The 26380-nt window shown below is 42.3% G+C and carries 23 protein-coding genes; 11 read left to right on the top strand and 12 right to left on the bottom strand.

Features of this window, described 5'->3' with window-relative positions; all coding sequences use genetic code 11:
* Nucleotides 1-142: 142 nt before the first annotated feature.
* Genes DC077_RS03800 through DC077_RS10830 form a run of 3 tightly spaced genes read right to left on the bottom strand, consistent with a single transcriptional unit; the run spans nt 143 to nt 2438 of the window.
* The gene (locus DC077_RS03800) at nt 143-1270 is read right to left on the bottom strand and encodes a hypothetical protein (protein WP_109200830.1); all 1128 of its coding nucleotides are present in this window, start codon (nt 1268-1270) and stop codon (nt 143-145) included.
* Nucleotides 1271-2299, bottom strand: a complete 1029-nt coding sequence (locus DC077_RS03795; protein ID WP_109200831.1) for a hypothetical protein — start codon at nt 2297-2299, stop codon at nt 1271-1273. It abuts the gene before it with no gap.
* Nucleotides 2289-2438: a hypothetical protein gene (locus tag DC077_RS10830; RefSeq protein WP_157953480.1), complete on the bottom strand. Its 150-nt coding sequence runs from the start codon at nt 2436-2438 to the stop codon at nt 2289-2291. The genes DC077_RS03795 and DC077_RS10830 overlap by 11 nt, the downstream gene beginning before the upstream one ends.
* Before the next feature lie 412 nt (nt 2439-2850).
* Between DC077_RS10830 and DC077_RS10825 the strand changes: the two genes are divergently transcribed.
* The 4 genes from DC077_RS10825 (at nt 2851) to cgtA (ending at nt 4843) form a co-directional block, all read left to right on the top strand.
* The gene (locus DC077_RS10825; RefSeq protein WP_157953479.1) at nt 2851-2991 is read left to right on the top strand and encodes a hypothetical protein; all 141 of its coding nucleotides are present in this window, start codon (nt 2851-2853) and stop codon (nt 2989-2991) included.
* 28 nt (nt 2992-3019) lie between these two features.
* Nucleotides 3020-3334 carry a 50S ribosomal protein L21 gene (gene rplU / locus DC077_RS03790; RefSeq protein ID WP_094566709.1) on the top strand — a complete coding sequence of 105 codons (315 nt, stop codon included), beginning with the start codon at nt 3020-3022 and terminating at the stop codon, nt 3332-3334.
* Between the two features lie 25 nt (nt 3335-3359).
* Complete coding sequence (gene rpmA, locus DC077_RS03785; protein ID WP_109200832.1) at nt 3360-3620, top strand: 50S ribosomal protein L27; 261 nt, start codon at nt 3360-3362, stop codon at nt 3618-3620.
* A 95-nt stretch (nt 3621-3715) separates the two neighbouring features.
* A complete protein-coding gene (cgtA, locus tag DC077_RS03780) occupies nt 3716-4843 on the top strand; it encodes an Obg family GTPase CgtA (RefSeq protein ID WP_109200833.1) in 1128 nt (375 codons plus the stop codon).
* A gap of 173 nt (nt 4844-5016) precedes the next feature.
* On the opposite strand, the gene lpdA is transcribed toward cgtA, so the two are convergent.
* From lpdA to aceE, 3 genes are all read right to left on the bottom strand, one after another.
* Nucleotides 5017-6795 carry a dihydrolipoyl dehydrogenase gene (lpdA, locus tag DC077_RS03775; RefSeq protein WP_109200834.1) on the bottom strand — a complete coding sequence of 593 codons (1779 nt, stop codon included), beginning with the start codon at nt 6793-6795 and terminating at the stop codon, nt 5017-5019.
* Nucleotides 6796-6804: 9 nt separating this feature from the next.
* Complete coding sequence (aceF, locus tag DC077_RS03770) at nt 6805-8487, bottom strand: dihydrolipoyllysine-residue acetyltransferase (protein WP_109200835.1); 1683 nt, start codon at nt 8485-8487, stop codon at nt 6805-6807.
* Nucleotides 8488-8603: 116 nt separating this feature from the next.
* Complete coding sequence (gene aceE / locus DC077_RS03765; RefSeq protein WP_109217839.1) at nt 8604-11273, bottom strand: pyruvate dehydrogenase (acetyl-transferring), homodimeric type; 2670 nt, start codon at nt 11271-11273, stop codon at nt 8604-8606.
* A gap of 808 nt (nt 11274-12081) precedes the next feature.
* Between aceE and DC077_RS03760 the strand changes: the two genes are divergently transcribed.
* The 5 genes from DC077_RS03760 (at nt 12082) to rpsT (ending at nt 16475) form a co-directional block, all read left to right on the top strand.
* The gene (locus tag DC077_RS03760) at nt 12082-13143 is read left to right on the top strand and encodes a methionine ABC transporter ATP-binding protein (protein WP_109200837.1); all 1062 of its coding nucleotides are present in this window, start codon (nt 12082-12084) and stop codon (nt 13141-13143) included.
* Nucleotides 13143-13820, top strand: a complete 678-nt coding sequence (locus DC077_RS03755) for a methionine ABC transporter permease (RefSeq protein WP_109200838.1) — start codon at nt 13143-13145, stop codon at nt 13818-13820. Before DC077_RS03760 ends, DC077_RS03755 begins: the two co-directional genes overlap by 1 nt.
* A gap of 194 nt (nt 13821-14014) precedes the next feature.
* Nucleotides 14015-14908, top strand: coding sequence for a diaminopimelate dehydrogenase (locus DC077_RS03750; RefSeq protein WP_109200839.1), 894 nt, complete (start codon nt 14015-14017; stop codon nt 14906-14908).
* Nucleotides 14909-15259: 351 nt separating this feature from the next.
* On the top strand, nt 15260-16039 hold the full coding sequence (locus DC077_RS03740) for a MetQ/NlpA family ABC transporter substrate-binding protein (RefSeq protein ID WP_109200841.1): 780 nt from the start codon (nt 15260-15262) through the stop codon (nt 16037-16039).
* A gap of 169 nt (nt 16040-16208) precedes the next feature.
* Entirely contained in the window at nt 16209-16475 is a 267-nt protein-coding gene (rpsT, locus tag DC077_RS03735) for a 30S ribosomal protein S20 (RefSeq protein ID WP_094566699.1), read from the top strand.
* 293 nt (nt 16476-16768) lie between these two features.
* On the opposite strand, the gene DC077_RS03730 is transcribed toward rpsT, so the two are convergent.
* The 6 genes from DC077_RS03730 to rpoH all read right to left on the bottom strand — a co-directional run bounded on the left by DC077_RS03730 (nt 16769) and on the right by rpoH (nt 22904).
* A complete protein-coding gene (locus DC077_RS03730) occupies nt 16769-17329 on the bottom strand; it encodes an L-threonylcarbamoyladenylate synthase (protein WP_157953478.1) in 561 nt (186 codons plus the stop codon).
* Between the two features lie 13 nt (nt 17330-17342).
* Nucleotides 17343-18812: an inorganic phosphate transporter gene (locus DC077_RS03725; protein ID WP_109200843.1), complete on the bottom strand. Its 1470-nt coding sequence runs from the start codon at nt 18810-18812 to the stop codon at nt 17343-17345.
* Between the two features lie 39 nt (nt 18813-18851).
* Nucleotides 18852-20207, bottom strand: coding sequence for a glutathione-disulfide reductase (gene gorA / locus DC077_RS03720; protein ID WP_109200844.1), 1356 nt, complete (start codon nt 20205-20207; stop codon nt 18852-18854).
* A gap of 273 nt (nt 20208-20480) precedes the next feature.
* Complete coding sequence (locus DC077_RS03715; RefSeq protein WP_109200845.1) at nt 20481-21080, bottom strand: BON domain-containing protein; 600 nt, start codon at nt 21078-21080, stop codon at nt 20481-20483.
* A gap of 305 nt (nt 21081-21385) precedes the next feature.
* Nucleotides 21386-21955, bottom strand: a complete 570-nt coding sequence (locus DC077_RS03710; RefSeq protein ID WP_109200846.1) for a D-sedoheptulose-7-phosphate isomerase — start codon at nt 21953-21955, stop codon at nt 21386-21388.
* Between the two features lie 70 nt (nt 21956-22025).
* Complete coding sequence (gene rpoH, locus DC077_RS03705; protein ID WP_109200847.1) at nt 22026-22904, bottom strand: RNA polymerase sigma factor RpoH; 879 nt, start codon at nt 22902-22904, stop codon at nt 22026-22028.
* A 323-nt stretch (nt 22905-23227) separates the two neighbouring features.
* Between rpoH and DC077_RS03700 the strand changes: the two genes are divergently transcribed.
* Entirely contained in the window at nt 23228-25555 is a 2328-nt protein-coding gene (locus tag DC077_RS03700; RefSeq protein ID WP_109217838.1) for an NADP-dependent malic enzyme, read from the top strand.
* Nucleotides 25556-25686: 131 nt separating this feature from the next.
* Complete coding sequence (locus DC077_RS03695; RefSeq protein WP_109200849.1) at nt 25687-26379, top strand: peptidoglycan DD-metalloendopeptidase family protein; 693 nt, start codon at nt 25687-25689, stop codon at nt 26377-26379.
* Nucleotide 26380: the final 1 nt, after the last annotated feature.

Below are 26380 nucleotides of genomic sequence, written 5' to 3'. Positions count from 1 at the left end.
AGCCCGATACTAGCCTAACGCATCTTTAGAATAACAGACTCCACACTTAATCGCCTTATGCTTAATGCCGAAAAAGTCCTCATAAGATTTAGAGCGACCTCTCTTTTGCCTGAGCTCTCTTTAACTCCTAGTACCACCTCTTTCAATAGAGATAAAGAGGTTTTGTCGGCGTTTTTCTTTGACACCCTATCTTCCAACCGGGGATCGGCTCATAATCCATTTGCTGAAACCCACACTCTGCTGCAGATCGCTCCCAAAATAGATGATCCCCCCACAGAGGCTCCCCATTCCAGCGCACTCCCATTAGCATCTCTCTTACCTCCCCCCCTAAATTTCTCCGTAGCTTCCCTCTCAAAATAAGATAATGACGGTTAATCTTCTCTACAAAAAAGTTATCACGATTTGAAATACCTTGGTAAGTGAGAAGATGATCATCTACTAACCTTCTGTAATCTCGCTGATATCGCTCCCCCTCAATAACAAAGCTATAAATTCCTAACGACTCAGATTTAAAAGAGCTATTTTCCGCCACAAGAAGAGAGAGATGTTGTCGCTTTATATCAAAGATCGCTGCTAAAAAGAGCTCTTTAGGAAAAAGCTGAAAGATAAGGCTAGGCTCTCTCCCCTTAGATAAAGACCATAAATAACGCCCTCCCTGCAAGATAAAAAACATATCATCTTCCCCTGCCGCACCCTCTAGCGGAATTACGGTAAAGTTTTGCAGATTCTCATGCGTTAAATCAATCCCCTTTTCAATTAACAACCGATCCTCAAGCCGAGTAATAAATTGCACTTCTCCACTCTCAACTTGCAACTCCCAATAGCCCTTCTGCCGCTCAACTTTTAATCTTGGCTTTAATAATAAAGTGGGGGCTTGGGATAAAAAGTGATACTGATACAACACGCTTCTATATTGAGATTTCTCTCCTTCATTTCGTAGAGAGAGGCGATAGATCATTCGATCCATCCCAAAACCACACCCTGTCTTAAACTTTTGAATCTGAAAACCACTCTTATCTTGTAAATCTCTCCTATCAAAGAGCCGACAATCATCCCTTGATACACTCCGCAAAGCACTACGCCATTCGACATCTTCCCTATTTTGCAAAAAAAGTTGCGTTTGAGCCTCGCGCTCCTCTAGAGAAACCCGCCAGCGCTGAATCTGAAAATTTTTTAATTGAAGCGCAATAATTGATGAGGAGAGATAGAGCCCACATAGCGCAAACAAAATAAGCATCGCGAGAAGAATAGAACCCTGTTCTCGTCTCATCTACCACCTAACCTCCAGATCTCTTACTCTAACCACCTCCCCATTGAGAAAAGTCCGCTGATAAGATTGATCCTCTATAGTCACCGATCTCTTTCGCCGATAAGAGGGGATCCCTGCGATCAATTTGACACTCATTCCGTCAATTTTAGGTTTCAGACGCATGTCGATAATATGAGGAATCCGTAAGAAAGCTTGCCCATCTAAATAATCCACAACAAATTGACTTACTCCATCTCTAATCTGCAAATAGAGTAGATACTCCTTGTAGAGATAGATCTGCAGTTTACGATTATCAAAAAGCTGAGTGACTCGAGCATAATCTTGTTCGTTGAGATAAAACGTCCCACCCTCACGCTCAGCTCCCACTAAAAATGCGTTTCGACAATCGGTTAGATAGAACTTTCCCTTACGAAGCCCTATCAAATCGACATCATACTCTCCCAAAATATATCGCCCCTCCAAGCGTAAAGAACTTGGAAGAAGCCCATTGATATAGAGTAGATCTGCTCCATTTAACAATCGAGAGATATTTTTAGGAGGTTTAGGCTGATAGGTGCCGCTACCATGCCCTTTAAGCTTCAACAGATCTACTACCCGATCAGCTCCAGCAACTCTTTGAGAAATAATCAATCCTGCCGCTAGACGTTCTCGGTAGCCCTCATCCATCTCCTGGCCTAAAAAGAGATCTTGATAAGCAGGTAATAACGAAGAACAGTAAGGCGCAAATTGTAATCGTCCTAACTCTTTCCGATAAAAATCCTCAGCTTCCATCAATGCATCCATAACAGAGAGTTGAGCTTCAATCTGCTGTTGCACGTGAAACACCTGCTGAAAAGTTAATACTACTAAAGTAATTAATATCCCCGCTAACCCTAACCCAATAACAAAAGAGAGGAGAGTCGCCCCACTCTCTTTAGAACCCTTTTGCCGAAGGAAAGAATGGCAACATAAAGATCCTCTTCCATCTATTTCAGCACTATCAGCAGTGAACTGATTAGCTCCGCGACAACAGTCCAAATCAATATTCATTCAATTGATCCTCTCGTAAAGAGAGTTCCTCCACTACCTTTTCTACCTCTACGATCACCTTATATTGCGCTTTGAGCAATAACTGAACCCCATAACTCATCAGGAGAAATAATATAATTCCAACTAAAACCTCATGCATTACTCTTCCTCCATTTTTCGCTTTTCATTTTTCGCTTCTATCAATAGACTCGCTAAAAAAGTTGGCTAAAAGAGAAAATACCTCTATTATTAAAAGAAAATTTATGATGTTTATGATTGCTATTTAACATTCTTACCGACTAGTAAGCCTTATCGGTTTCTCTATGAAACTAATAAAACCAATAAAACAAACTGTTTAGCCCTAATTTGTGAGTATTGGATATCTAAGGCTAACATCTAAGATCTTCATGCTCTTTACCCCTTTACGATCTATTAAACGATCTTAGATAAAAACAGAGAGGTAAAGCGAGCCTTAACAGAGGCCTAAAAAGAGAAAGACAGAAAAATAGCAAGATTATTTCTAACCCTATAAAATGTAGCAAACTCCCAGAGAGAATGGGGGCCTCGGTTCGATGGGAAAAGAGAATATTCTGATGGTTAAGCTTGCACAAAGCTTGACTATTTATTGGATAAGATTTAATATTACCCCTCTTAAACCCGACCGTTTTGTAGTCCCCTCTCAAATGGCTGGTTTGATCGAATATTTTATGTAAATTAATTTATGCGGAGCATTCAGCAATTATGTATGCAGTAATTAGAACGGGCGGTAAACAATATCGCGTCGCGGAAGGTCAAATCCTCCGTATTGAAAAAATCGAAGGTGCAGAAGAAGGTTCTAACATCGAGTTAAATGATGTTCTTCTTGTTAGTGCAGATGGTAATGTAACTGTAGGTACCCCAGTGGTTGCGGGCGCTAAAGTGACAGCAGAAGTGAGAAAACAAGGTCGTACTCGTAAGATCGACGTAATCAAATTCCGCCGTCGTAAGCACTACCGTCATCATGCGGGTCATCGCCAGCATTTTACAGAAATCAAAATCACTGGCATTAGCGCTTAATTAACTAGATAGAGGTACTTAAACTATGGCACAGAAGAAAGGTGTAGGTTCGAGCCGTAACGGTCGTGACTCAGAAAGTAAACGTCTTGGAGTAAAGCGTTTTGGTGGTGAGCTTGTAACCGCTGGTTCAATCATTGTTCGTCAACGTGGAACACGTTTTCATGCAGGATTAAATGTCGGTGTTGGCAAAGATCACACACTATTTGCTAAGACAGATGGTCACGTTACATTTGAAACAAAAGGTTTAGGCAAGCGTAAATTTGTAAGCATCGAGCCAGTTGCTTAATTTATTTCGCTACTAAACGAAATAGTCATGAAAGCTCCACATTATCTATCGTGGAGCTTTTTTTATGTCCTCACATTATAAATTGAGGTAATTCAATGAAATTTATTGATGAAGCAAAAATTGTTGTTATCGCCGGCAATGGTGGCAACGGCTGTGTTAGCTTTAGACGCGAAAAGTTTATCCCCTTCGGCGGTCCTGATGGCGGTGATGGCGGCGATGGTGGAAGTGTCTACCTTCGTGCAACTAAAGCACTTAACACATTAATGACCTACCGCTACACCCGCACCTATCGTGCAGAGCGCGGAGAAGATGGTGCCGGCGCAAATAGAACCGGAAAAGATGGTGAAGATCTCTATCTTGAAGTACCCTTAGGAACTCAAGTTTTTGACAACATTACCAATGAGTTTATTGCCGATCTTACTGAAGAGGGGCAAGTCGTAAAAGTGGCTCAAGGGGGATATCATGGCCTAGGAAACACTCGCTATAAAACCTCCACCAATAGAGCGCCTCGACAATCAAAACCAGGCACGGAAGGGGATGAAAGAGAACTTCGACTAGAATTAAAAGTGATGGCTGATGTTGGCCTCTTAGGTCTACCTAATGCCGGTAAATCAACACTTATTCGTGCGATATCTGGCGCTCGCCCTAAAGTTGCTGACTATCCATTTACAACTTTAGTCCCTAGCTTAGGCGTAGTCGATATTGACCCCCTTCATAGCTTTGTTGTAGCAGATATCCCCGGCCTAATTGCAGGTGCTTCCGAAGGGATTGGGCTTGGAATTCAATTTCTAAAACATTTAAGTCGTACCTCCATTCTTCTTCATCTTATCGATCTTTCAGGCTCTAGTGACTCTCAAGATCCTGTCGCTGATTATTTCACGATCTTAGAAGAGCTAAAAAATTATAGTGAAGAACTCTATCAAAAACCTCGCTGGCTGGTCTTAAATAAGATCGATCTCATTCCTGATGAGGATCGCGAGAGCACCATTGAAGCATTCTTAGATGCAATCAAATGGGATCGGGCGGTCCCCCACTTTGCTGTCTCGGCGATGACAAAACTTCATACCCGAGAAATGTGTTATGACATCATGCGTGAGATCGAAAAAGAGCGAGCGCCTGAAGAAGAGCTCTATGATGAAGCGGCACAAAAAGCGATTAAACGGGAGAAAGAGAAGCTTCTCACGGAAGAAGAGTATTATGCAATGATGAATGAAGAGAAATAGTAAAGTCGCAAGTTAAGGCAAAATCAGATCGGTAGCGCCTAATGACTTCTCCAACAAAAAAGAGCCCTAAGATTAATCTCTTAAGGCTCTTCTCTATTTTAACAACCTCTATTTTAATAATATTTTCTTTCGATCTATTTTCAATCTACTTTCGATCTACTATTTACATACTATTAACGCTTCTTGAGCGGAGGAAGGTCTGTACAGGCACCTAATATATTTTCAGCTGCCATGCCTACTGACTCAATCAATGTCGGATGAGGATGAATCGTATGACCAATATCGATACTATCTGCCCCCATTTCAACAGCAAGACAGACCTCTCCGATAAGATCACCGGCATGAATACCGACAACGGCACCCCCTAAAATAATCTTACTTTCAGGATCATAGAGTAACTTAGTAAATCCTTCATCACGACCATTAGCGATCGCTTTACCACTTGCAGCCCAAGGGAAGATCGATACTTCATAAGGGATTCCTTTCGCTTTAGCCTCTGTTTCTGTTAAACCAGCCCAAGCAATCTCTGGATCGGTATAAGCAACTGATGGCACAAATTTTGCATCAAAGAAACGCTTCTCACCCACGCAAACTTCAGCCGCAACATGCCCTTCATGAACGGCCTTATGGGCAAGCATCGGCTGACCGACGATATCCCCAATAGCAAAAATATGAGAAACATTGGTGCGCATCTGTCTATCTACTGAGATAAAACCACGCTCATCAACATAGACACCTGCTTTCTCAGCTTGAAGTGTCAACCCATTTGGCTTACGACCAACCGCAACTAATACCTTATCAAAGAGAAGTGGTCCATCAGGTGCATTAGTGCCTTCAAATGTTACTTCTATCCCCTCTTCTTTAGCAACCGCACCTGTTACAGCAGTTTTGAGCATCACTTTATGGAATCGATCTTTATTATATTTTTCAAAGACCTTCACCAAATCACGATCTGCTCCCGGCACTAAACCATCTGCAAATTCTGCAATGGTAATCTCACTGCCGAGCGTTGAGTAAACCGTTGCCATCTCAAGCCCAATAATGCCACCACCAATCACAAGTAATTTTTTCGGGATATCCTGTAATTCAAGCGCACCTGTCGAATCGATAATTCGAGGATCTTCTGGTAAAAATGGTAATTTAACAGCCGAAGATCCTGCCGCAATAATCGCCTTATTGAAACGGATTTCGCGCGTCTGACCATCATCTAAAGCAACTGTTAAGCTGTGATCATTTTTGAAAGTTGCAAAGCCTTGAACAATCTCGACTTTGCGCATTTTTGCCATTCCCGCCAATCCACCTGTTAGCTTACCGATTACAGACTCTTTGAAGCCTCTTAATTTATCGATATCTACTTCAGGCTTAGCAAATGTCACGCCGATATCTGCAAATGATTTTGCCGTCTCCATCACATCAACAACATGCAAGAGTGCCTTAGAAGGAATACAACCTACATTGAGACAAACACCACCAATTGTGGGATAACGCTCAACTAAAATCACTTTTAGACCAAGGTCTGCCGCTCTAAAAGCAGCAGAATATCCGCCAGGCCCCCCCCCGATAACAACAAGATCACAATCAGGATCAACAATAGAGGAGTCGATGGCCGTGATATCGCCTTTCTCTTCCCTCCCCCCTTCTTTTTCCTCTTTCTGCGATGAGGGAGCAGCTTCGACAGCCTCCTCCTTTTCAGAGGAGGGTGACGTTGATAGATCTTCAGCCACCTCTAAACGAGCAAAGAGATCACCCTCTTTTACGCTATCACCTACATTGACTAATATCTCAGTAATAACCCCGGCTCGTTCTGCTGGAACATCCATCGATGCTTTATCAGATTCCAAGGTTAAGAGTGTATCATCAACGGCTACACTATCTCCAACATTGACGCTAATGTCGATAACATCAACACTATCAAAATTACCAATATCGGGGAGTTTTAAATCAATAATCATATCTCTCTCCTAGATCACCATACGACGCATATCTGTTAAAAGCTCATTAAGGTAGACGATAAAACGCGCTCCCAATGCGCCATCAATGACTCGGTGGTCATATGAGAGGGATAGAGGAATCATCAAACGAGGTTCAAACTCTTTTCCATTCCAAACCGGCTTAATCTGATTCTTTGCAACCCCTAAAATAGCTACTTCAGGCGCATTAATAATTGGAATAAAGTTAGTTCCACCAATTCCGCCTAGAGAGGAGATGGTAAAGCATCCTCCCGTCATCTGATCACCCCGTAGCTTCCCTTCTCTTGCAAGACCTGCTAACTCACGCATCTCTGTTGCAATCTCAAGAACCCCTTTCTTGTCACAATCCCGTATAACAGGAACCACAAGACCATTTGGTGTATCCGCAGCAAAACCGATATGGTAATACTTTTTAAGGATCAATTTATCCCCTTCTAATGAGCTATTAAACTCAGGGAACTTCTGCAGAGCTTTGACTACTGCTTTAAAGAGGAAAGCTAAAATAGTAACTCGAACACCTTCGCGCTCATACTCTTTATTAAGTTGTTTACGTAGAGCTTCTAACTCAGTGATATCTGCTTCATCAAATTGTGCAACATGCGGGATCATTGCCCAGTTACGCGCAAGATTTGCTCCAGAGATCTTCTGAATACGAGAAAGCTCTCGCTCTTCTACTTCTCCAAATTTAGAAAAATCAACTTTAGGCCAAGGAAGCAGATCTAAACCACCACCATTAACCACTGTTGTTTTTGCTCCTGCTGCTGTCGCTACAGTGCCAGAGAGAACACCCTTCACATACTGTAAGACATCTTCACGTAAAATACGGTTATTACGTCCAGAACCTTGTACTTGATTGAGATCTGCCCCTAACTCACGAGCAAATGCACGTACAGAAGGTGTTGCGTGCGCGCCACTAAAATCGAGCTCTGCCGCATTTTGAGCAGGTGCAACAGGAAGCTGATCCCCTTTGTGAGGTGCCTTTAGACTATCTGGAGAGCTCTTAACAATATTCTCACGCTCTTCTTTCGCCCCTTGCACAAGTTGAGAAGCAGGTTGTGCCGATTGAGTTTCACCACCTGTCTGAATCTTAACAACAAGATCCCCCTCTTTCACCTTATCACCGACCGATAGCGCGATCTCCGTAATAACTCCTTCTTTATCAGCAGGTACATCCATCGAAGCTTTATCGGACTCTAATGTCACAAGAGTATCATCAAGCTTGACGTGATCGCCCACTTTAACAGCAATATCGATCACATCTAATTCATCGGAGTTACCAACGGCAGGGATTGTAATCTCTGCAATCTCCCCACCTGTTGTAGATGAGCTCTTAACTGTTGATGCTTCGGCAACTGCCGGTGCTTTAGGTGATGGTGCTGTAACCACTTCTGATTTCATCTCGGCTGCATCGTTATTAACCGTAGCATCTGCTTCACTCACCGCCTCAACACGCGCAATAACATCACCCGTTTGAACTTGATCTCCAACTGTGACCAAAATCTCTGTAATCTTTCCTGCCGCTTCCGCAGGTACATCCATCGATGCCTTATCAGACTCTAATGTTACAAGCGTATCATCTACTGCAACAATATCGCCCACCTTAACATTGATCTCAATAACATCAACGGCATCAGAATTCCCAATATCTGGAACTCTTAAATCAATATTCGCCATAATTCTTATCCTTCTCTATCTGTCAATAATCCATTTATAAATCCATCTCTCATTTATCTCTTGAGAGTCTGAGCTATAGAATAAGTAAGCGCTCCCTCAAAGAGAGCGCTTAAACTTTATACCCAAAGTGGATTAGGTTTATTAACATCAATGTTATATTTCTTAATTGCTTCTGTTACGACCGATTTAGCAATCGTTCCGGCATCCGCAAGCTCTTTTAGCGCTGCGATCGTAATGTAGTAACGATCAACTTCAAAGAACTTACGTAATTGTGCTCTAGTATCTGAACGACCGAAACCATCTGTCCCTAAAACACGGTAAGGTGCTTTTACCGCAGGTCTAATCTGTTCTGCATACATGCGAACATAATCTGTAGAGACGATAACAGGCGCATCGGAGTGATTTAACATCTTACCTACAAATGATTCTGGTGCCTCATTCTCAGGATGGAAGAGCGCTTGACGCTCACATTCATGGAAATCACGCGCAAGCTCTGTAAAACTCGGGCAACTATAGAGATCACTCTCTACACCCCAATCCTCTTTAAGAAGCGCTGCTGCCTGCATTACCTCTTGCAAGATTGTGCCGGCACCTAACAGTCGTACCTTCGGTGCATCACTCTTCTCTCCTGCTTTTAAGAGATACATACCTCGAAGAATATCTTCCTCCACCCCTTCAGGAATTGCAGGATGTGCGTAGTTCTCATTCATAATTGTAATGTAGTAGAAGACATCTTCCTGCTCTTCCACCATACGGCGCAGACCATCTTGAACAATAACCGCCAACTCAAACTGAAGCGCCGGATCATAGGAGATACAGTTAGGAATCAAGCTTGCTAAAATATGGCTATGACCATCTTCATGTTGCAATCCCTCACCATTAAGCGTTGTACGACCTGCCGTTCCTCCCATTAAGAATCCACGAGTCCGTTGATCCGCTGCCGCCCAAATAAGGTCAAATGTCCGTTGCATCTGGAACATTGAGTAACAGACGAAGAAAGGAATCATCTCAACATTTGAGTTTGAATAAGAAGTTCCCGCAGCGATCCAGGAGCTTACACCACCCGCCTCGTTAATCCCCTCTTGGAGAATCTGCCCATCTTTCGTCTCTTTATAGAACATCAATTGGCCAGCATCCTGTGGCGTATATTGCTGCCCTGCTTGTGACCAGATTCCTAATTGACGGAACATCCCTTCCATACCGAAAGTTCGTGATTCATCCACAAGAATAGGAACCACACGCTTCCCAATCACTTTATCTTTCACAATGGTATTGAGGATACGAACGAAACTCATCGTTGTGGAGATTTCACGCCCCTCAGCCGTCGCCTCTAATTGCGCCTTAAATGCCTCTAACTTCGGCACCGTCAATTTCTCTTTGGCTTGAACGCGACGCGAAGGAACATAACCACCTAATGCACGGCGACGCTCATGGAGATACTCAAGCTCTGGACTTCCTTCAGGAGGTCTAATAAAGTTGAGCGCTTCAAGATCCTCATCTGAGATCGGCACTTCAAATCGGTCACGGAAACGACGCAATGACTCAAGGCTAATTGATTTTTGTTGATGGGCAACGTTTTGCGCTTCCCCATCTTGCCCCATTCCATAGCCTTTAATTGTTTTAACTAAAATAACGGTTGGTTTTCCTTCCGTCTTCACAGCCGCATCATAAGCAGCATAGACCTTATTCTCATCATGCCCACCACGATTCAAGCGCCATACATCATTATCAGACATATGTGCCACCATCGCTTTAAGCTCTGGACTGTTGAAGAAATGCTCACGCACATAGGCGCCATCACGAGATTTATAGGTTTGATAGTCCCCATCAACACATTCCATCATCCGTTTGCGTAAGATGCCATCATGATCTTGCGCTAAGAGTGAATCCCAACCATTTCCCCAGATCAGCTTGATCACATTCCAGTTATTTCCGCGGAATCCTGATTCTAACTCCTGAATGATCTTACCATTACCTCGAACCGGACCATCTAAACGCTGTAAGTTACAGTTGATCACAAAGATCAAGCTATCTAACTTTTCACGACCAGCAAGGGAGATTGCACCTAATGATTCTGGTTCATCCATCTCACCATCACCACAGAAACACCAAACTTTTCGGCCTTCTGTATTCGCAAGTCCTCTTGAGTGTAAATATTTTAAGAAACGTGCTTGATAGATTGCTTGAATAGGTCCTAATCCCATCGATACCGTTGGGAATTGCCAGAAATCCTTCATGAGCCAAGGATGCGGGTAGGAAGAGAGCCCTTTATTATCAACTTCACGGCGGAAGTTATCCATCTGCTCTTCTGTGATACGTCCTTCAATAAAAGCACGGGCGTAAATTCCAGGACTCGAATGGCCTTGAAAGAAGACTAAATCACCATCTTGTGTCTCAGTATTCCCTTTCCAGAAGTGGTTAAATCCAACTTCCCACATCGTCGCAAGTGATGCATAACTTGCAATATGCCCCCCTAAACTTGAATCAATTGCATTTGAGCGAACAATCATCGCCATCGCATTCCAACGAATGTAGGAGCGAATCTTGTGCTCTAACTCTGAGTTTCCAGGGTATCGGGGCTGCTTATCTGCAGGGATTGTATTGATATATTCGGTCGTGCCTATAAATGGAGTCTTTACACCATCACGATGTGCCCGTTCAATCACCTTCTCGATAAGAAAGTGTGCACGCTCTTCCCCTTCTGTTTCAAGGACACTCTCGATTGAATCAACCCAGTCTTTTGTCTCTAATGGGTCAATATCACTCAACAACTTTTGGTCTACCATAAAAATCATCCTCTTTTTTGATAAGCCCCCTGCTATGCAGTCCTGCTTATTTTGTGAAAATAGTGATAAGTAATGCCTCTAGATAAGAGCGCAATCTTCTCTCTACTTACTTCCTAACGCCCTATCAACAATTGATCATCAGAATATTTCACTGCTGATTATTGAAGCAATAAGACCTTACACAATTGAATAGAGCCCCTAGAAGAATGATCCAATGAATGATCAATTCTACGAGGCCAATAAAATAATACTTTAGCCAACAGTATAGCGGATATTTAGTGAAATTTACGCATATTTTTCTCCCCAACATTCTACTAAAAGAACATTTGGTCTATAGGTGGACTGATTTTAATCTCAATCATCGCTTTACTAATATCTAAAGAGATCACCACTCGAAAATAGCCTTCCACTTACTAACTTTTTAATTTTTAAGCAGAATTTACCAGAAAACCCGCCTCTACAAAATTAAAATAGAGATAGCGCGATACCGCAGAAAAAGAGAATGTAAATTGAAACAATCGATAGATCATAAATAAGAAAACTATTCCCGTTTACCCCTGCTTTTTGATACCCTAATAGGAATTTAAAACATCTATTTAAAGCATCGTTTAACACATTAATTTCAGTATCGATTATGAGATCAATCCAAGATCGATGCCAATATCGATTCTGGGGCGGGTTCCCATGTAATTTTTCATGCGAGATCCCACATAAGTTCCAATGTGAATTTTGATGCTGATTCAAAGATCGGGTTCAAAGAAGAGATCCTAATATCAATTTCAGCTAATAGAAGCAACTAAAGTTATCAATGATAAAAATCGAAAATCTTATTAAATCTTATGCCACAAAAGAGGGGCGAAAAATTGCCCTCAATGATATCAACCTCACCATTGAAGAGAGGAGTATCTATGGCATTATCGGTCACTCAGGGGCCGGCAAAAGCACCCTCATTCGTTGCCTTAACCTACTCGAGAAGCCTGATAGTGGCTCAGTCATGATCGATAATATTGATCTGACAAAACTCTCTAATCGAGAATTGATGCTCGCAAGAAGAAAGATTGGGATGATTTTCCAACATTTTAATCTTCTCTCTAGTCAAACGGTCTATAACAATATCGCCTTCCCACTTCGCCTTCTCTCGATGAGCGAAGCGGCGATTGAAAAGCGGGTCTCAGAGCTACTCGACCTTGTCGATATTCAAGCACATCGTGATAAATATCCTGCGCAACTCTCCGGCGGACAGAAGCAACGTGTCGGTATCGCTAGAGCGATCGCAAATAAACCCAAGGTATTACTCTGTGATGAAGCAACATCGGCTCTCGATCCACAAACAACACAATCGATCTTAGAATTACTCGTCGACATTAATCGAGAGCTGGGTCTAACAATTGTTATGATCACCCATGAGATGGAGGTAATTCGCTCCATTTGCCACAAGGTTGCCGTGATCCATAATAGTCAGATTGTGGAGTCTGGAGATGTAGAGAAGGTCTTTCTCCATCCTCAATCACCTGTTACCCAAGATTTCATCATCGATAAGACAGAACAAAATGAGCTGAAAAAATATATTGCCCGCTATCCACAGCAACAAGATGCCCTCTATCAACTAACCTATTTAGGGACTGAAGCATTTGAGCCCCATCTTAGTAAGATTATTAAAAGGAGCAATATCGATCTCTCTATTCTATCTGGCTCAATCAGTTATATTCGCGATATTCCCTATGGGCAATTAACCGTTGTTTTAAGTGGATCCCCAGCCGAACGGAATGCTGCAATCGCCCTCTTTAATCAAGAGGGAATTACTACGCAGCCACTCTTTCAACATCCATCGACAGACTCAGAGAATCTCAGCAAGGAAAATATTCAATAATGACTGAATTTATCAATGCGCTCAATAACACCCAATATTGGAATATTATTTGGGACAATACCCTCGTGACATTGATCATGTTGGGGTTTACCTGGTTTTTCACTATCCTTATAGGGTTACCCTGGGGCGTTGCGCTCTACTTAACCTCCCCGACGCAACTGCTCTCGGCACCCAAGTTTTATCGCTTCTTCTCATTTCTAACGAATACTCTAAGATCGATCCCCTTCTTGATCTTAATCGTAGTACTTCTCCCTTTAACCTTTAAATTGATGGGAACAAAGATGGGGATCAAGGGCGCGATCTTTCCGCTAGTCATCGGTTCAGCACCTTTCTTTGCTCGCTTAGCTGAAACCTCTTTTAGAGAGGTCGATCGAGGGGTCATTGAAGCAGCACAGAGCATGGGAACACCTCTGCGGACCATTATTATGAAAGTGTTACTCCCTGAAGCAAGACCGAGCCTAATCGCCGGCATTACCATTACAGGAATCTTAATTCTCTCCTATACCGCGATGGCGGGCACTGTCGGCGCTGGGGGATTAGGAGATATCGCCGTTCGTTACGGATTTCATCGTAATATGTCAGAATTGATGTATCTAATCGTGATCGTTCTTGTCATTATTGTACAGCTGATGCAGTGGATCGGAGATGCTTTAGTGCGTCACTACACGCGGAAATAGCAAGATCAAAATGGCAGGTAAAAATAGTAGGCAGGAATAGTAGGTAAAATAAAAATCGGCAAAACCGATAAAATCGATTGATATCGACCTAGAAATAGAGGTAAAAATATCTTGGTAACAGTGATCAAATGTTGAGTTAGCACCTATCGCTGACAACTCTCTGTTACCCATCACTCACACAAACAGGAGACTATATGACACGCAAAATAAATGCAGCTATCGTTGGTTTTGGCAATATCGGCCGTTATGTTCTTAACGCATTAGAGGCCGCCCCAGACTTCTCAGTTGCGGGCATTGTTCGCCGCGAGAAACGGGAGATACCAGGCGTTAGCTACCCTATCGTTACAGATATCGATCAGCTTGATGCCGTCGATGTTGCGATTCTCTGCGTTCCTAGTCGTCAAACAAAGCTCTATGCCACTCAATATCTAAAAAAAGGGATTCATACAGTCGATAGTTTCGATATTCATAGTGATATCGCCGCTGTCCGTAATGAGCTCAATAAGATTGCCAAAGAGCATCAACGTAGCGCAATTATCTCTGCAGGTTGGGATCCCGGTTCTGATTCAATTATCAGAGCACTACTTCTTGCTGCCGCACCCAAAGGAGTTACCTATACCAACTTCGGTCCCGGCATGAGTATGGGCCACTCAACGGCAGTAAAAGCTATCCCTGGCGTTAGAGATGCCCTCTCGGTAACGATTCCGATCGGTACCGGACAACATCGCCGGATGGTCTATATCGAAGTGGAAGAGGGATATGACTTTGCAACAGTCCAATCTACAATCCTCAATGATGATTACTTTAAACATGATGATACTATCATTACTGAGGTAGAGGATGTCGATCAGCTTAAAGATGCCGGCCATGGGGTTAAAATTACTCGTAAAGGGGTCTCCGGCACGACAGATAATCAGATCTTTGAATTTGATATGCGGATCAATAATCCTGCTCTTACAGCACAGATCCTAGTGGCAACTGCTCGCGCTGTTACAAAACAACAACCGGGCGCTTACACAATGATCGAAATCCCGATGATCGACCTATTACCCGGCGATCGCGATGAATTGATCAATGCTCTAGTCTAAATCTTATTAATCTAGATGCACTAATCTAGATGCAGTAGCCTGATGAGATTAAAAAATTAGATCCCAAAATACTCATTTACCCTCAGAACATCTTCAAAATAGATTTAATAGGTAATAGGTATTTAAAATGCATTTCAAATATATTTGAAATCTATTTGAAATATATTCAAAGCATATCGAGGGTTAAAAGAGAGAATGATAGAAGAGACGGTATCAATAGGATACCGTTTTTTATTATCTTCCCTTTGGCTAATATAAAATTGAATAAAGGGGTTGATTTCACTTCTAAAGATCGATATACCTATTAGGTCGGGGCTCGATTCCCCATTTTTGATAAAAGGAAAATTCATTATGCGTAAATTAGCACTTGTCACAGCACTCTCTTTAACACCCTTTATTGGCTTCTCAGCAGAGAAACTCAAGGTCGTTGCGACTCCGGTTCCTCATGCGGAAATTTTAGAGTTTATTGAACCACAATTAGCGAAAAAAGAGATCGATCTCGATATCATTGTTGTTACCGATTATGTTCTCCCGAATCTCATGGTGGATGAGAAAGAGGCAGATGCCAACTTCTTCCAACATTTTCCCTATTTAGAAGAGTTCAATAAAAATCATCAACTCAATATCATTGCTATCGATCCGGCAATCCATGTTGAACCTATTGCAGCATACTCACAGAAGATCAAAGAGAAAGGCGCCTTAAAAGAGGGAGCAAAAGTGAGTATTCCTAATGATCCTGCTAATGGTGGGCGCGCACTACTTCTCCTCCATAATGAAGGAATTATTACGCTGAGCAATCCTGAGAATATTCTCTCGACTGTTTTTGATATCAAAGAGAACCCGCATAAGCTCCAATTTGTTGAGCTTGAAGCGCCGATGTTAGCAAGAACACTTGATGAAGTTGATCTTGCTCTTATCAATACCAACTTCGCCCTAGAAGCAGGCCTCAATCCTATTAAAGACTCTCTCTTTATTGAAGGTGCTGAATCACCCTATGCAAATATCATCGCAATCTTACCCGAAAATAGTGATGATCCCCGTATTAAAGCACTGATTGAAACCATCACAACTGATGAAGTTCGTGATTTTATCAATGAGAAATATCAAGGAAGTATTGTCCCTGCATTCTAATTCGTAGCGATAAGATCCCTTAATGGCGATTATACTGAAACTTTCATGACATTTGATTGACAAAAGAGAGAAAAAAGTTAATCATATGTGATTATTACAAATTTGATTGCGTCGATATTCGGCGCAATAATATGTTATAAATTCTAAATTTTTAAAGTGGAGTAAAACCTTGGCAAATACAGCACAAGCAAGAAAACGCGTTCGTCAAGCTGAGAAGCACAACGCAGCTAACGCATCATACCGTTCAATGACTAGAACTTACGTTAAAAAAACGATCAATGCTATCAAAGCAAATAACCGTGAAGAAGCTGTTAAAGCTTTCGGTAAAGCGCAAAGCGCACTTGATCGCTCTGTAAAACGTGGTCTTATTCACAAGAACAAAGTATCACGTCTTCTTAGCCGTCTTAACGCACAAATCAAAGCACTTGCGGCTTAATATTTTAGTCACACAATTTAAGGTTAAAAGAGCGAAGTAAAAGAGGCTATAAAGCTCTATCAAATATAGAGTAGTAACATTAAATATTTCTCTCTTCTTATCTCTTAAATTAAAGCTAAAAAAGATCAATAAAAAACCTGCATTTCGATGCAGGTTTTTTTGTTTACAAGCTACTTATAAACTACTTACAAACTACTTACAAACAATTGCCAATCCGTTCTTAAATAGAGATGAACAATAGAGATAAATAATAGAAATAGACAATAAAGATCGGCAAGAAGATGGAACTGATATCAAGCCCGAATAATCTCCCCGCTCTTAAGATGGACAATTCGCGTCGGAGAAGAGAGCGATCCCACCGCTCCTTCCATTACGCCAGCGATCTGATCACCAAAGATTTGATAGATCGCCTCTGCACTCTCTAAAGGTGCCTCTTTATGAAGATTTGCGCTCGTTGAGACAACCCCCACCGGCATCTTCTCACATAAGGCTAATGCATCAGGATGATTTGTCACTCGAATCGCTAATGTAGGAAATTCGCCACGAAGATAGTGAGGGCAACTCTCTTTTGCCGGCACAATCCAAGTATAACGATATCCCCCTCTCAACTCTTCTAAGAGGTGACGCGCTTCCTCTGCCTCTAAAGGTTCAATCAAAGGCGAGAGATGGGCTAATGACGCGCCCATCACAATAAAGCCTTTCGAAACTGAACGTGCTTTCATCTGTAATAATTTTTCTACTGCTGCCCTATTCATTGCATCTGCAGCAAAGCCATAAACCCCCTCGGTAGGATAGGCAATCACTTCGCCACGCAGCAGTGCGTCAGCCGCTTCTTGATATGTTAATAATTTCATTTTAGCGCCCATCTTAACTTACAAATAACCATGTTCCGAGGAAATAGAGTCCAAACGCAAGCCCTGTGGAGACCGGCAGCGTTAAGATCCAAGCTAAAAGAATATTTTTAACAGTCGATTTCTGCAAGCCCGATTTATTAGCAATCATCGTTCCCGCAACTGAGCTCGATAAAATATGGGTTGTCGAGACGGGAAAACCAAAATGACTTGCAGAAGCAATAGCAATTCCTGAAACAATCTGTGCACTCATTCCTTGCGCATAAGTCATATCTTTCTTTCCAATCTTACCACCCACAGTATCAACAACTCGTTTCCAACCAATCATAGTCCCCATTCCAAGTGCAAGCGCTACTGCTACAATGACCCAGAAAGGCGCGTATTCCGTTGTTTTTGTCAGATCTTTGCCAATCGCTTTATATGATTTACGATAAGACTCTGGCAATGCATCTTGCGACTCTAATGTCTTTGCGATACTAGCTAAACACATCACTTCATTACGAACCGCCCAACGTTCATCTGTCGATAGACGATCATAGGTATCGATACCGTTTAGAAGAGAGATAAGCTTTTCAGAATGTTGCCTCATCTCACTATACTCACAACTAAAGAGACCATCACTAACGGCATGATCACTCTTTGGATAGAGCTCATCGAGGACCTTTTGATTTGCTTCGTAGTAACTAACCATCTGTTGCGCAGCAACTCGGGTCTGCTCAATCTCAAACACACTAGAATTAAGGTTGAGAACAAATTGTGCCGGCACAACACTAAAGAGTACCAACATTACTAAACCGATTCCCTTTTGACCATCATTTTGCCCATGAGCATAGCTCATCCCCATAGCGGAGGTGACTAACCAGAAGCGAGGCCAGAAAGGAGGCTTCTTCTTCTTATCGAGAACATGACGCTGATAAGGCGTTTTATGAATATAACTTTTAGGTAGAAAGCGTAAGAGTAGCAACAGAAGTAGACCCGCTAAACCTGCTCCAATAAAGGGAGAGAAGAGAAGCGACTCAAAGACACCGAGAGCTTTATCCCAGTTTACCCCATCAACAAGGGAGTGATCTGTTAAGAGCGCATTCGCTAACCCTACCCCTAAAATGGAGCCAATGAGAGTATGTGAGCTTGAAGCAGGAATTCCAAAATACCAAGTTCCTAAGTTCCAGATGAGCGCAGCAACAAGAAGGGAGACAACCATCACCAACCCTTTTGTTGAGTTTGCATTCGCTAACAGATCCATAGGAAGGAGGTTCACAATGGCATATGCCACTCCTAATCCCCCTAATAGAACACCTAAAAAGTTAAAGATCCCTGATAAAAAGACAGCTAAGCGAGGTTTTAGTGATTTAGTATAGATCACTGTCGCTACAGCATTTGCCGTATCATGAAATCCGTTAACAAACTCAAAAGCTAAAACTAGCCCTACTGAGAGGACGAGCGTTAATAGCACAATAATATCGATACTCTGAAAAAATTCTAACATTCTGTTTCTACTCTTATTTAGACTAACTTATATAAGCTGTTAACGCATCGTTACCAATTCTTCTGCTGCGGTAGGATGAAGCGCGACAGTATCATCAAAATCTCGCTTATGCGCACCCATCTTCACCGCAACAGCAAAACCTTGCAACATCTCATCAACTGTTGGGCCAATCAGATGAATACCAACAATTTTCTCCTCAGGACCAACTGTCACCATCTTCATTGCGGTTTTCACAGGCTTAATACTGAAGTTGGAATACATTGAGGTAAATGAAGCGGTATAACATTTCACAGCATCGGCACCATACTCAGCAGTAGCTTCTTTCTCTGTTAAACCGGTCGTACCGATAGGCGGATGGGAGAAAACAATGCTCGGGATATCTTTATACTCAAGATGACGCCCCTCCATACCATTATGCAATCTATCAGCAAGACGACGGCCAGCAGCAATTGCAACTGGTGTTAACTGGAATTTACCACCAATAATATCGCCTAATACATAGATACCTGGCACGGCACTCTCTTGATACTTATTCACCGTGATTGTGCCATCTTCGTTCACTTTAAGATCGGTATTCTCAAGACCAATATTATGTGTGTTATATCCACGACCAATCGCCCATACAAGAAGATCTGTCTCAATCGACTCTTTCTCTGTCTCTACCACTAAACTTCCATCTTCACGCTTCTCAACACGCTGAACATTAGAATGGGTATGCAGTATTAGATTCTCATCATTTTCTAAAACTTCTTGAAGATGTGCAGTTACGTAACTATCAAAATGACGTAATACCATCTCTCCACGACAGAGAAGATCAACTTTACTTCCTAATGCTGAAAGTAACTGCGCTAACTCTACAGCAATATAACCCGCACCCACTACGACAACACGCTTTGGCGCCTCTTCAAGATCAAAGAACTGATCTGAAGTGATACCATGCTCTGCTCCTTCAGTCTCCGGCACTAAAGGATAGCCCCCTGTTGAGATAACGATTTTATCCGCAGTAAAACGTTCACCATTGACCTCTACCGTCTGATTATCGACAAACTTAGCGACCCCATGAATCACATCTACACCCGCATCAGGCATATAGCTATTGTTATACCAAGTTACAATATTCTTAATATATTGATCACGCTTCTCTTTTAAATGACTCCAAGAGAATTGGGGCTCATCAAAAGTAAAACCATACCCTTTAGCATCATCAAACATATGGGCAATATTTGCGGCATTCCACATCACTTTTTTAGGAACACATCCTACATTCACACAGGTACCGCCTAACTTATCTTTCTCAATCAATAAGCATTTGACGCCATAGCTAGCTGCTCTCTCTGCATAGGAGAGTCCACCAGAGCCACCACCAATTACAATTGCATCATACTTTTTACTCATTTTTCTTCCTTCTATCTTTAGGGATCTGTAGAGATCTGCTAATTCAATAAGAGTTGCACTTTATGACAACGCTCTTAACGCATAATCCATCCCCTAATTGAACTTAATTATTACTCGATTGCGACTAGATAATTACTCGATTTACGCGACTTACACAACTTACGCGATTACCGCTCGATCATCGAGCAAGCCTCCATTCAATAGCAGTCACAATATTACAGATGACGATATTGTCGATAACTTGCTATACAATCAGTTTAATATATAACTTTCTTAATTGATATTGTAGAACTGCCGATTCACGATATCAAAAAATGGAACAACCTCTTCAACACCGGCTACGTGGCGGGCAATCTCTATCGCTTCACGCGCCTCTGCCTCATTGACAATGCCCATTAAATAAACTTTTCTTCTTGAGGTCATCACCTTAACATTTCCAGCGTTGAAGCCTTTTAACTTAATATCTGTTGTCAATGCCGTTTTAACCTTTGCCGTAATCATTGAGTCAGCAGCAATACTAGCTAGCGATGCCTCTGGAGCGACAATCAACTCATTGTAAACACTCTTCACATGCTCTGTTTTACGTACCGCTTCCTCAACCTCTAAGCCGAGCTTATGATTAGGAACCTCTCCTAAAATTAGAACCTTGCCGTTATAGCTTAAGATACTAATATGGGCATGCATTCGATCAGGAAGCTCACTGATCATATTTTGCACCTTCACCGTAATCGCATTATCTTCCACAATCTGCCCTGCGGTTCTACGATCATTAACACCTACGGCTGTCGCACCAACGCCTCCTGCAATCAGAGCCGGCACACATGCAGAAAGCAACATCACAAAACTACTTAATAATAGGAATCGTCTTAACATCCGCTTCTCTCCTATGACTTATGCCATCTTTAATCAATTAAAATTTTTATCCGGATTCCTCCATGAAAATCGCCATCTGATCTCTCATCAGACCATTCTATAAGCGGTATCCGAATCGCTATTTTCTAATCATCTCAAATTCAAAAACTTAAAAGCTCAAAAACTCAAAACTTCTAACATTCAATAACCGACAACTCATAATCAACGATTCACACTCAAAGGTTATCAAAGAGTGTCAAAGGTTAATGAATAGCTGCGGTTCAATTCGTATAAAACAGTGTCAAAATATTATTGAACGACGATCCTTAACGATAAGTGGCATCAATCATTCCACACCAGATATGGATCACAAGGATATGCACCTCTTGGACTCTTGCTGTTCTCGGGCTCGGCGCTTTAACAAGGTGGAGATCTGGGCTCTCTATTGTCGCCATCTCGCCCCCCTTCTCTCCCGTTAAACCTAATACAATCATCCCTTTTTTGAGTGCTTCCTCCACTGCACGATTGATGCTTTTAGAGTTACCGCTGGTACTAATGGCAACTAAGATGTCTCCGCGTTGCCCTAATGCCATCACCTGTTTTGCAAAGACCTCATCATAACTATAGTCATTAGCGATTGAGGTTAGATTAGAACTATCCGTTGTTAGCGCAATTGCCGGTAAAGGGGCCCTCTCAACTTCAAAACGATTAATCAACTCTGCCGCAAAATGTTGTGCGTCCGCCGCTGATCCACCATTTCCACAGATGAGAACCTTATTGCCCGCTTGAAGCGCATCGAGCATCAATTGCCCTGTTGACTCAATCACCTCCGGCATCGTCTCTAAAGCTAACTCTTTGACCTGAATACTCTCTTTAATCTCTCTAATTGCTCTCATTTTATATCACTCCATAATAGAAAAGACCCAGATGAATGATCTGAGTCCTTCACGAACATTGAGCACGTTATCATACCGTCAACAGGTCTTTGATTTTACTCATCGCCTGATTCTCAATCTGTCTAATACGCTCTGCTGATACTGAATATTTATCAGCAAGCTCGGTTAAAGTCGGCCGCTCCTCATCTTCATCTCGCATCCATCGTTGAAGAATAATATCTTTGCTTCGAGGATCTAGCGATTCAATCGCATCATTGAGTAGCGCATTATTATGCATCTGGTAATCCTCTCTCTCCACTGTTTGCGAAGGATCTGACGCATTTGAAGAGAGCCAATCTGAAGGGCTAAAGTCACCATCATCGGCATGACTTCCCACCGGCAGATCAAATGCTAAATCATTAGAGAAGAGACGCATCTCCATCCGCTTAACTTCTGCCTTACTCACATTGAGCTCTTTTGCGATATCCGCCGCTTCATCATCAGTAAGCCATTCTAGTGTCTCTTTCGAGGATCGAAGATTAAAAAAGAGCTTTCGTTGCGCTTTTGTCGTGGCAACTTTCACAATTCGCCAATTACGAATCACAAACTCATGAATCTCAGATTTAATCCAGTAGACCGCAAAGGAGATTAGTCGCACATTGTAAGAAGGATCAAAACGTTTTACCGCCTTCATCAACCCTACATTACCCTCTTGAATGAGATCTACGAGCGGTAAGCCATAGCCGGTATAGTTTTTGGCAATATGGACAACAAATTTTAGATGAGAAAGAACTAATGTCTGTGCAGCATTAAGATCTCCATGTTCAATCAATCGATAAGCAAGCGCTTGCTCCTCTTCAGCGGTTAAAGTGGGGATATCGCCAATCGCACTAATATAGGCATCGAGCCCATCGGCGACAGACGGAAAAGTATTAGCACGGAGTACTAACTGTTTATCATCACTTGGCATTATAAAACCCTCCACAAACATCGTCGGGAAATACTCTGTTGATTCACTACTTAAAAGCTATATCTAGAAGCACTTTCCATAATTTAAATCGCTCTCCATTATAGCAAATCAGATCCCCATCGTCCCCATAAAATCGCTATTTAATATTCTTATAATAGCGGAGAGAAGATGCAAAAAATGAGATCTTTAATAGATTAAAATCAACGAGATAACCTTAGATTTTGGCACACTTCCTTTTTTTATAGGTGGCCTAGTAGATTCAAAGATCAATCCTTGTTAGTATCTAATATTCACTCAAAATTCAGTATAAAGGATAGATCTCAATGGATTCTCCAAATAATAAAACTGAAGATCTTCGAATTGAAGCGCTTCGCTATCATGCCCAACCTAGACCTGGGAAAATTTCAGTTGAAGCGACTAAGCCGCTAGTCAATTCCAAGGATCTCTCTCTTGCTTACTCTCCAGGTGTTGCTTACGCTTGTGAAGAGATTCAGAAAGATCCCCTAACCGCCCTTGACTACACCGCAAAGGGTAATCTCGTTGCTGTTATTAGCAATGGTACTGCTGTATTAGGACTCGGTAATATCGGTCCTCTTGCAGGAAAACCGGTCATGGAAGGAAAAGGGGTACTCTTTAAAAAATTCTCCGATATCGATGTCTTCGATATTGAAGTCGATGAGTTAGACCCTGACAAGTTTATCGATATCGTCGCTAGTCTCGAACCCACCTTTGGAGGCGTTAACTTAGAAGATATCAAAGCACCTGAATGTTTCTATATCGAACAAGAACTCAAAAAGCGGATGAATATTCCTGTCTTCCACGATGATCAACATGGAACAGCAATCATCACCGCCGCAGGTGTCTTAAATGCTCTAAAACTGGCAGATAAGAAGATTGAAGAGATTAAGCTTGTCTGTAGTGGAGCTGGTGCTGCTGCAATCTCTTGCCTTAATCTCTTGATGCAATTTGGCCTCAAAAGAGAGAATATCATCGTTGTCGATCGTGATGGTGTTGTCAATCAGCATCGCTCTCCTGAGTCGCTCGATGAGTATAAATCTTTCTTTATGCAGCAGACCGATAAGATGACTTTAGGCGAAGTGATTGAAGGGGCGGATGTCTTTTTAGGTCTCTCTGCTCCCGGCGTTCTTAAAGCAGAAATGGTTGAAAAGATGGCACCTAATCCGCTGATCTTTGCGCTTGCTAATCCTGAGCCTGAGATTCGCCCCGAGATTGCACATGCAGTTAGAGAGGATGCAATTATTGCAACGGGTCGCTCTGATTATCCTAATCAGGTCAATAATGTGCTCTGCTTCCCCTATCTCTTCCGAGGTGCGCTCGATTGTGGTGCAACAGAGATCAATGAAGCGATGAAGATGGCCTGTGTAAAAGCAATTGCAGATCTGACCCATCAAGAACCTACAGATGAGGTACTTCACGCCTATCCTGGTGAGAGTCTTCGCTTTTCTCGCAACTACATCATTCCAAAACCATTTGACCCTCGTCTAATTGTTGAACTCCCGATTGCCGTTGCAAAAGCAGCAATGGAATCAGGCGTTGCGCTGCGCCCTATCTTAGACTTTGAAGAGTATCGTCATCGCTTAAGTCAGCACTTCAATAAGACCAATATGGCAATGCGCCCAATATTCAATCAAGCTAAAGAGAATGCGCGTACCATTGCCTACTGTGAGGGGGAAGATGAGCGCGTTCTCCGTGCTGTCTATCTTGTCAAACAAGATCGCCTTGCCAATCCGATCTTAATTGGTCAACCTAAAGTTATTCAGCAACGTATTGAGGATTTAGGGATCAATCTTCCAACCAAAATATTAACGCCGGAAGATAGTATCAGCAAAGATATCGGTAGCGACTATGTTCAAATTATCGATTATCGCAACCCACCTCTTCTCGATCGTTGCTCTGAAAAGTATTACAGCTTGATGAAGCGTAAAGGGATTACCCCTGAACTTGCTCGCCAGAGAATGCAAACAAGGGGAAATCTTCTCTCTTCGATGCTTCTCGAACTTGGTGAAATTGATGGGCAAATTAGTGGTGTTTTAGGTCAATATCATCGTCACGTTCACCATATTGTTGATGCGATCGGCTTAAGAGAAGGAACTTCACAACCTGCTGCGATCAGCTTAATCCTTTCACCTAAAGGGCCGCTCTTCTTCTGCGATACCCATGTCAATGAAGATCCTACTGCGCAAGAGCTCGCTGATATTACTAAGATGGCGGCATCTGTTGTAGAACGCTTCGGTATTGTGCCGAAAGTCGCGTTACTCTCCCACTCTAACTTCGGTTCACGCGAATCAAAATTCTCTCGCAAAATGCAAGAGACTCTTCAGCTCTTAAAAGCAAGTTCACCTGAACTAGAAGTTGAAGGAGAGATGCAACCGGATCTGGCAATTTGGGAGCGTTACCGCGATGCTTACTTCCCTAATTCAGAGTTAGAGGGACAAGCAAATCTCTTTATCTTTGCCAATATCGATTCCGCCAATATTACCTATAACTTTGTTCGGACAATTACCGACAGTATCGTGGTGGGTCCTATCTTGACAGGAATCTCCAAACCCGCACACGTTGTGACCAATATCGCAACAGCACGCCGTATCGTTAATGTGACGGCAATGTGTGCAACTGACCCACTCAATTAACTAAAATTTCCCTCGGGGAGTTTTAGAATCGAGTGATTTGAAAATAGATCATAGAGATACCCCTCAAAGAGGAATGATGATAAGATATCTTCTTCTTTTTGGGGTTTTTTTAATATAAAAAAGTAAATATTATGCGCTTAAAACGAGTAACATTTATCTTATCAGCACTCCTCATTATCCAAGCTTGTAGCTCATCGGGTAGTTATACTGTGCGTCCCGGCGATTCTTTGAGTCAAATTGCACGGGCACATAATATGTCACTTCAACAGCTGCAGAAATTGAATAATATCTCCAACCCCAACCTGATTCACGCAGGTCAAGTTCTACGGGTCAGTGGCAAAGCTGGATCCGCCGTTAGAGAGAGAGGCAGCAGTAGTTCCCCACAAGCAATTGCTCGCCGGGATAATACTGTTATTGTCCCCAAAGCGCCGGCAGCCCCTAAAGATAAGGTATCAACAGGCATTACAGGCTGGCAGAAACCGACAGAAGGGCCTATTACCAAGAGTTATAATCCCAACCTCCCTGGCCAAAAAGGGATACAAATCGCCGGCACACTCAATCAACCTGTGCGAGCAGCCCATAATGGCGAAGTAGTTTTTGCTGGAACAGGAAACTCCGGTTATGGACAACTGATCATTATTAAACATAATGCTGATACCTATTCCGCATATGGATACCTCGCCTCTGTCAATGTGAAAGAGGGAATGAAGGTGAAAAAAGGCCAGCAGATCGCCTCGATGGGAAATAGTTTTGATGGCCGTACAGTGCTCTACTTTGAGATTCGAACTAAAGGGCAAACGGTAAATCCTAGCAACTATATTTAAC

Origin of the sequence: Ignatzschineria cameli (assembly GCF_003121895.1) — a bacterium.
In the GTDB taxonomy this organism is placed as follows: domain Bacteria; phylum Pseudomonadota; class Gammaproteobacteria; order Cardiobacteriales; family Wohlfahrtiimonadaceae; genus Ignatzschineria; species Ignatzschineria cameli.
Note: the sequence above shows the minus strand (reverse complement) of the source record. Positions and strands in the feature narration are given on the sequence as shown.

What these genes read in the sequence shown, in the direction of transcription:
- DC077_RS03800 (WP_109200830.1), bottom strand. Translation starts at nt 1,270, where the DNA reads ATGAGACGAGAACAGGGTTCTATTCTTCTCGCGATGCTTATTTTGTTT.
- DC077_RS03795 (WP_109200831.1), bottom strand. Translation starts at nt 2,299, where the DNA reads ATGAATATTGATTTGGACTGTTGTCGCGGAGCTAATCAGTTCACTGCT.
- DC077_RS10830 (WP_157953480.1), bottom strand. Translation starts at nt 2,438, where the DNA reads ATGCATGAGGTTTTAGTTGGAATTATATTATTTCTCCTGATGAGTTAT.
- DC077_RS10825 (WP_157953479.1), top strand. Translation starts at nt 2,851, where the DNA reads ATGGGAAAAGAGAATATTCTGATGGTTAAGCTTGCACAAAGCTTGACT.
- rplU (WP_094566709.1), top strand. Translation starts at nt 3,020, where the DNA reads ATGTATGCAGTAATTAGAACGGGCGGTAAACAATATCGCGTCGCGGAA.
- rpmA (WP_109200832.1), top strand. Translation starts at nt 3,360, where the DNA reads ATGGCACAGAAGAAAGGTGTAGGTTCGAGCCGTAACGGTCGTGACTCA.
- cgtA (WP_109200833.1), top strand. Translation starts at nt 3,716, where the DNA reads ATGAAATTTATTGATGAAGCAAAAATTGTTGTTATCGCCGGCAATGGT.
- lpdA (WP_109200834.1), bottom strand. Translation starts at nt 6,795, where the DNA reads ATGATTATTGATTTAAAACTCCCCGATATTGGTAATTTTGATAGTGTT.
- aceF (WP_109200835.1), bottom strand. Translation starts at nt 8,487, where the DNA reads ATGGCGAATATTGATTTAAGAGTTCCAGATATTGGGAATTCTGATGCC.
- aceE (WP_109217839.1), bottom strand. Translation starts at nt 11,273, where the DNA reads ATGGTAGACCAAAAGTTGTTGAGTGATATTGACCCATTAGAGACAAAA.
- DC077_RS03760 (WP_109200837.1), top strand. Translation starts at nt 12,082, where the DNA reads ATGATAAAAATCGAAAATCTTATTAAATCTTATGCCACAAAAGAGGGG.
- DC077_RS03755 (WP_109200838.1), top strand. Translation starts at nt 13,143, where the DNA reads ATGACTGAATTTATCAATGCGCTCAATAACACCCAATATTGGAATATT.
- DC077_RS03750 (WP_109200839.1), top strand. Translation starts at nt 14,015, where the DNA reads ATGACACGCAAAATAAATGCAGCTATCGTTGGTTTTGGCAATATCGGC.
- DC077_RS03740 (WP_109200841.1), top strand. Translation starts at nt 15,260, where the DNA reads ATGCGTAAATTAGCACTTGTCACAGCACTCTCTTTAACACCCTTTATT.
- DC077_RS03730 (WP_157953478.1), bottom strand. Translation starts at nt 17,329, where the DNA reads ATGAAATTATTAACATATCAAGAAGCGGCTGACGCACTGCTGCGTGGC.
- DC077_RS03725 (WP_109200843.1), bottom strand. Translation starts at nt 18,812, where the DNA reads ATGTTAGAATTTTTTCAGAGTATCGATATTATTGTGCTATTAACGCTC.
- gorA (WP_109200844.1), bottom strand. Translation starts at nt 20,207, where the DNA reads ATGAGTAAAAAGTATGATGCAATTGTAATTGGTGGTGGCTCTGGTGGA.
- DC077_RS03715 (WP_109200845.1), bottom strand. Translation starts at nt 21,080, where the DNA reads ATGTTAAGACGATTCCTATTATTAAGTAGTTTTGTGATGTTGCTTTCT.
- DC077_RS03710 (WP_109200846.1), bottom strand. Translation starts at nt 21,955, where the DNA reads ATGAGAGCAATTAGAGAGATTAAAGAGAGTATTCAGGTCAAAGAGTTA.
- rpoH (WP_109200847.1), bottom strand. Translation starts at nt 22,904, where the DNA reads ATGCCAAGTGATGATAAACAGTTAGTACTCCGTGCTAATACTTTTCCG.
- DC077_RS03700 (WP_109217838.1), top strand. Translation starts at nt 23,228, where the DNA reads ATGGATTCTCCAAATAATAAAACTGAAGATCTTCGAATTGAAGCGCTT.
- DC077_RS03695 (WP_109200849.1), top strand. Translation starts at nt 25,687, where the DNA reads ATGCGCTTAAAACGAGTAACATTTATCTTATCAGCACTCCTCATTATC.